Genomic DNA, 1768 nt, shown 5'->3' with positions numbered 1-1768 from the left:
CAAAATGAGTTGATAGATATAATGTTTTATCAAGGTTTTTAATTATGCTTTCATTTTAATACTATACATTAAAATTGTCAAGTGTTTTATAAAATAATTTACTAACTCTTTAACTTAACTAATTAAAAAGGAGGAGGTCACATGAGCCAACAACATCGTAAGTGGAACGAGCTCGTAAAGGAGCGAATTGAAAAACGTGGGTGGTCGCAGACGGACCTGGCTACCGTCGTAGGTGTTAGTCCGTCAGCCATCACGCAACTTTTCAAAGATGGCAAAGGAAGTGATGACTTGAAGCTTCGCATTAATAAAAAATTGCGAATCAGCGAGTCGTGGGAGAAGTTTGAGGAATAGGAGGAAGAACATGAACGAAGTTATTAAAGTGACTGTGAATGACAATCAAGAACCGATTGTCTCAGCAAGACAATTACACAAAACCCTTGAAGTCAAGACAAGATTTAGCCAATGGGTGGAACAAAACTTTAAAGGGTTTGAAGAAAATTACGATTTTGCAAGTGTAGTTACAACTACGGTTGTAAATAACGGAGCAATGAGAGAATTGCAAGACTATGCTTTATCATTGGACACTGCAAAACACTTAGCAATGATGTCGAAAACCGACAAAGGAAAAGAAGTCAGACAGTACTTCATTCAAGTAGAAAAAGACTTTAACAGTCCTGAGAAGATTATGGCAAGAGCCCTGCTCATGGCGGATAAGAAGATTCATAAACTGGAGACGCAGATTGAAGCGGACAAACCCAAAGTCCTCTTTGCAGACGCAGTAAGTGCAAGTCATACATCTATCTTGGTAGGCGAACTTGCCAAACTCATTAGCCAAAACGGCTACAAAATTGGAGCCAATCGCCTCTTTTCTTGGATGCGTGAAAATGGCTACCTGATTAAGCGCAAAGGTTCAGACTGGAACATGCCAACCCAACGTAGCATGGACTTGAAACTCTTTGAAATCAAGGAAACAAACGTGCAACACGCAGATGGACATATCAGCGTGAACAAGACACCAAAAGTCACTGGCAAAGGACAACAGTATTTTATCAACAAGTTCTTGAGTGAAGAAGAAGTAGCGGAGTAGGAAAATGAGACCAAGAAGATATCCGTATAGCGGAAAAATAAAAAAGCCTATCAATTTACAGATAGACTTAGAAAAATTCAAGCGTCTTAGCTATGAAGCCATTCATGATACTTCTCAAGTAACTCAATAGTAGTTATTGCAGAAGTTAAACTACTGACCATTCCAAGTTGCAATCCGTCTGTATGGTCAATCTGTTTAGTAGCTTCATTAGCTTTAGCAGCAATATCTTGCATATCTTCAGCTGTTAAAGATTCTCGAAAATCTTTAAAGGATTTCATAAAATCACCTCCTTTCTGACTATATTATAGCAGAAATGGAGATTAGAAATAGAAAGGAGACTGTATGACAGACTTTAAAAATTTAGATTGTCAATTCATCTTTCAGGAATCCAACTGATGACTACACAGCTGTTAGTAATAGCTTTATCAACGATCCTGCGTTAGATTTTACAGCTGTTGGCATCATGATGGTAGTGCTGGCTAATCACCCAAACTGGCAAGTCTATCCGGAAGAAATAGCTAAGCGGAAAGGTGTTAGTCGTCCAACTATTAGTAAATATTTCAAAATATTGGAAGATGCTGGGTATTTACGTCAAGTTAGGCGAAAGCCTCCAGGCCGTGGAGGAAGTCATGTATTTCGATTTTTCTCTGATAGAAAAATATCTGATTTCCAGTTTGATAT

General features: G+C 38.2%; 4 protein-coding genes. 3 read left to right on the top strand and 1 reads right to left on the bottom strand.

Annotated features, from left to right (window positions below):
• The first annotated feature begins 141 nt into the window (after positions 1–141).
• Together O0J15_RS20965 and O0J15_RS20960 are read left to right on the top strand one after the other, a co-directional pair.
• Positions 142–351 (top strand): helix-turn-helix transcriptional regulator, encoded by a 210-nt coding sequence (locus O0J15_RS20965; protein ID WP_308306269.1) that lies wholly within the window; start codon positions 142–144, stop codon positions 349–351.
• A gap of 10 nt (positions 352–361) precedes the next feature.
• A complete protein-coding gene (locus O0J15_RS20960) occupies positions 362–1087 on the top strand; it encodes a phage antirepressor KilAC domain-containing protein (RefSeq protein ID WP_308306268.1) in 726 nt (241 codons plus the stop codon).
• A gap of 86 nt (positions 1088–1173) precedes the next feature.
• Here O0J15_RS20960 and O0J15_RS20955 read toward each other — a convergent pair whose 3' ends face one another.
• Positions 1174–1365, bottom strand: coding sequence for a hypothetical protein (locus tag O0J15_RS20955; RefSeq protein WP_125458557.1), 192 nt, complete (start codon positions 1363–1365; stop codon positions 1174–1176).
• A 185-nt stretch (positions 1366–1550) separates the two neighbouring features.
• On the opposite strand from O0J15_RS20955, the gene O0J15_RS20950 reads away from it, so the two are divergent.
• Positions 1551–1768: helix-turn-helix domain-containing protein (locus tag O0J15_RS20950; RefSeq protein WP_308306267.1), on the top strand; the 218-nt coding region annotated here is incomplete at its 3' end.

This window comes from Stenotrophomonas sp. Sm10, from assembly GCF_030985515.1.
In the GTDB taxonomy this organism is placed as follows: domain Bacteria; phylum Pseudomonadota; class Gammaproteobacteria; order Xanthomonadales; family Xanthomonadaceae; genus Stenotrophomonas; species Stenotrophomonas hibiscicola.
This window is presented reverse-complemented; position numbering and strand designations above follow the sequence as displayed.